Source organism: Paenibacillus sp. tmac-D7, assembly GCF_006519665.1.
In the GTDB taxonomy this organism is placed as follows: Bacteria; Bacillota; Bacilli; order Paenibacillales; family NBRC-103111; genus Paenibacillus_G; species Paenibacillus_G validus.
This window is the reverse complement of sequence record NZ_VIDW01000093.1, coordinates 1-3707: the sequence shown is the minus strand read 5'-3', so window position 1 is coordinate 3707 and position 3707 is coordinate 1. Positions and strand designations below refer to the sequence as shown.

The window sequence follows — 3707 nt, the reverse complement described above, 5'->3', positions numbered from 1 at the left end:
CTGATAAATCAATGCCACCCGTTGAAAGCACAAATATGGTTCCAAAAGCGACCAGCATGACGAATAACGATTGCACCAATAAGTTTGATAAATTCCCGACCGTTAAGAAGTTTGGTGCGGTCACGGCCAAAAACAGAAACAATAGGATTAGGATAACTGATACACCAACCCCATCGCGTGTCAAAAGGATAAGAAAACTAGGTTTAGAGTGCGCCAGTTGGTTAGAATTCGCCACTTGGTTAGAATTGGTCATGATTTTAGGATTAGTCATCATTTATGTCCTCCTGAAGCATAGTACATAATGTTCTCCTCTGTAGCTTCCTCACGTGAAAACTCATGTACAAATTCTCCCTTATGCATTACATAGACACGGTCGGAGAGTCCCATAAGCTCGGGCAGATCGGAAGAAACCATGAGGATGCCTCCTCCATTACGTACAAACTCTGCCATTAAATTGTAAACTTCGACCTTAGCACCTACATCAATACCTACCGTTGGTTCATCAAAAATCAACACTTTTGGCTTTGTGAAGAGCCATTTAGCTAGAATGACTTTTTGTTGGTTACCACCGCTTAAGAACCTAACTTTTTGATGCACAGAAGGTGTCTTAATACCTAAACGTTTTACATAATCTGATGCTATATCTAATTCTGCTTTTTTCTTTAAAACAAATTTCTTTGAAAGAACTCGTTTAATCGAAGCTAGTGTTATATTTTTACTGACTGACATTTCTATTAACGATCCATGCAATTTTCGGTTTTCCGGGAGCAAGCCAATTCCAGCGCGAATGGCATCACGTGGCGATTGAATTCGTAATGGTTTCCCATTTACTTCTATGGTGCCTGAACGGATTGGATCAGCACCTACAACTGCCCGTACTGTTTCAGTTCGTCCTGAACCGGCAAGCCCGGCTATACCTACAATTTCTCCTTCTTTAACATGGAAACTGATATTTTTCAAAACTCCTGGTTGGTTTAAATCTGTAACTCGTAACGCTTCTTCGCCAATTGGAACCGTTTCCTTGGCAATGAAATTCGATATCTCACGCCCTACCATCATGGAAACAAGTTGGTCAACATCAGTCTCATCGGCATTAACTGTTGCTATGTGCTTCCCGTCACGCATGACATGAAAACGGTCAGCGAGTAAGAACAACTCTTTGAGATGATGGGATACATAAATAATCGATACTCCTTGTTCCTTTAGAGCCCGAATGAAGTCAAATAAAACTTCACGTTCGTGTTCAGCAAGAGCAGCCGTTGGTTCATCCATAATTACAACAGACGCCTTAACAGAAAGTGCTTTCGTAATTTCGATTACGCGATTTTTCAGAGCACCAAGTTCTATTACGGGTCGTTTAAGATCCTCTACTGTAGAAAAGAAATTTCGGTAAAGTTTTTCCGTTTCTTGGTACATTTCTTTTTCATTTAGGATGTTCACTGCACCGCCAAGATACGAGTTATACATTTCTCGTCCGAGATATACATTCTCAACTGCAGTTAAATGAGGAGCTAGTGTTGGCTCTTGAAATATTGTACTAATACCAAGTTCTTGAGCATGTCTAGCATCTTGTATTTCTACAGATTCCCCCCGAACTCGGATTTCCCCACTATCCTTGCGATATAAGCCCGATAAAATCTTTATCAAAGTAGACTTACCAGCACCATTCTCTCCTACCAGTGCTAGCACTTCCCCTTTTCGCACATCAAGTGAAACGTTTTCAAGTGCCTTTACACCAGGAAATTCCTTGGTGATTCCAGTCAACGAAATAAGCACGCGGTCATCGTCTACTACCATTTATTATCCTCCATTCCTGTAAAATTTACGAAGCTGTGTGTTTCGAATTGAAAGGCATGCATTGCCATTTAAAAGAGTCTCGGTCTTATTTTGACGAGAATAAGGCCAAGACTCTTTTTTGTTGCACAGAAAGCAAAAGTTAAATAAGAACGAATGGTGAACTCGTCTTAAAGCTCTTCGATTGCATGGAGTGCTGCTTGTGCACATTCGGCGTCTTGATCTGCTGTACCACCAGAGACTCCAATCCCCCCTACCAATTGCTCTTCAATAAAAATGGGACAGCCCCCTCCAAAAATCGTCATTCTGTCAGTATGTACAAGTCCATGTAATAATGATGGGGTGTCTTTAATTATTGGGTACCAATCAGCTGTAGGGAGTCCAAAACCAACGGCTGTATAAGCTTTGTTTTGGGCGAGTTGACTAGAAATAAGACTTGCTCCATCCATTTTAATAAATCCGGCTAAATTCCCACCGTCATCGAGAATAGCAATGCTTATTTTTATATCCAGCTCTTTTGCTTTGCTCATAGCATAATTAAACAATTTGCTAACTAATTCTTGTGGCAAAATAGCTTTTTTCAGTATTGACATGAATTTCAATCCTTTCGTTTAACATAATTCCTGATTCCTTTTCTTTACCCGATCTGCGAGGACGGGTAGCGCTCGTGTACCTTAGGATCGTGGGCCGGCAGCACGATGACGTCCATCCCGCGTATCAGATCCATAGCGGCGACCACGTTCTCGAAGTTGTAGTAGTAGCCTATGGGAATGTCGGCTTCGAGGTTCTCGTACATGTAGATCTCGTCGCCGGGGATCATGACGGTCCCCTGCGCGGTCTCGACGGTCACCATCTGGTGGCCGGGGCTGTGACCGCCGGTCCAGATGACACGGATGCCCGGTAGTACCTCAACTTCGCCGTCTACTAGCTCAAGGCGCTCCCACGCCTCGTTCGACAGCCAGCCGAACACCTCGCGCGGGAAGCCAACCCGGGGAGCGTAGCGCTTGCTCTCGGGCATAAGAACATAGAGCCACTCGCGACGGTTGACGATTATGCGGGCATTCGGGAAGAGGCGAGCGTTTATGTAGTGGTCAAAATGTAAATGCGTCAGGATCAGCGTATCCACGTCCTCAGGCGCCACGCCAGCTTCTCGCAGTAGCGCTTCCGTCGTACGGCTAGGAGCGGGACCGAAGCGCCCCACTTGCTCTTCGGTCAAGTATCCTTCTAAGTTGTCTATGCCGGTATCGATGAGAATCGTGTGCCCTCTACCTTGGACGAGATAAAAGTTTTGCACTATCTTGACCGGATCGTGTCGACCGAAGGCGTGCAGGTAGATCACGGTCCCCGGCGCGACCCACTCCCCGTTGTTCAAGATGGTCACGGTGTACATGAACTCAGTCACCCTCTCTGATGTTATGCGAGCCCAGCCAGCGGTGTTTTCTGGATGTAATGGCTGAGGCCCGACGGTGTCAGCGTTGGCGGCATCTCTGAGGCCAAGCGCAGGTGGCGGACATGGCCAGCGCCAGGACATGACCCTGTATGCCTCAAACACGCGAGCCATCCTGAGCGCTGTCCTGCGATCCACTTCACGGGTTATGGTGGTTTTCCTCTTTCGCAACACCGCCTAATGCCTCGGTTGGGTCAGCGATACTCGTCCATCGCTGCAACGTGCGACGTCGCATGCGCCTGTTTAGACACCACTGCTCACGGACGCCCGTTCCAAATACTTGACGATCTCCCGTGCGAAGGCCGGCAAATCTTCAGGCGTTCGGGACGTAATCACGTTCCCGTCGCACACGACCTCAGCATCTACCCACTCGCCCCCGGCGTTCACCACGTCGTCGCGAATCGGCAGATAGCCCGTCGCCCGCCGTCCGCGTACCGCACCCGCAGATGCGAGCATCCATCCGCCG

General features: G+C 47.0%; 4 protein-coding genes and 1 pseudogene. All 5 read right to left on the bottom strand.

Annotated features, from left to right (window positions below):
- A pseudogene (locus FKP33_RS26510) lies at positions 1 to 274 on the bottom strand (hypothetical protein); the annotation flags it as partial.
- On the bottom strand, positions 271 to 1797 hold the full coding sequence (locus FKP33_RS26505; protein WP_141336802.1) for a sugar ABC transporter ATP-binding protein: 1527 nt from the start codon (positions 1795 to 1797) through the stop codon (positions 271 to 273). The gene FKP33_RS26505 and the pseudogene FKP33_RS26510, both read right to left, overlap by 4 nt.
- Before the next feature lie 167 nt (positions 1798 to 1964).
- Positions 1965 to 2387, bottom strand: coding sequence for a GlcG/HbpS family heme-binding protein (locus FKP33_RS26500; protein ID WP_141336801.1), 423 nt, complete (start codon positions 2385 to 2387; stop codon positions 1965 to 1967).
- A 44-nt stretch (positions 2388 to 2431) separates the two neighbouring features.
- Positions 2432 to 3184: an N-acyl homoserine lactonase family protein gene (locus FKP33_RS26495; protein WP_181410297.1), complete on the bottom strand. Its 753-nt coding sequence runs from the start codon at positions 3182 to 3184 to the stop codon at positions 2432 to 2434.
- Positions 3185 to 3484: 300 nt separating this feature from the next.
- The coding region (locus tag FKP33_RS26490; RefSeq protein WP_181410296.1) for a DJ-1/PfpI family protein at positions 3485 to 3707 on the bottom strand (223 nt) is incomplete at its 5' end.

Coding starts and splice junctions, on each gene's coding strand:
- FKP33_RS26505 (WP_141336802.1), bottom strand. CDS start 1,797: ATGGTAGTAGACGATGACCGCGTGCTTATTTCGTTGACTGGAATCACC.
- FKP33_RS26500 (WP_141336801.1), bottom strand. CDS start 2,387: ATGTCAATACTGAAAAAAGCTATTTTGCCACAAGAATTAGTTAGCAAA.
- FKP33_RS26495 (WP_181410297.1), bottom strand. CDS start 3,184: ATGTACACCGTGACCATCTTGAACAACGGGGAGTGGGTCGCGCCGGGG.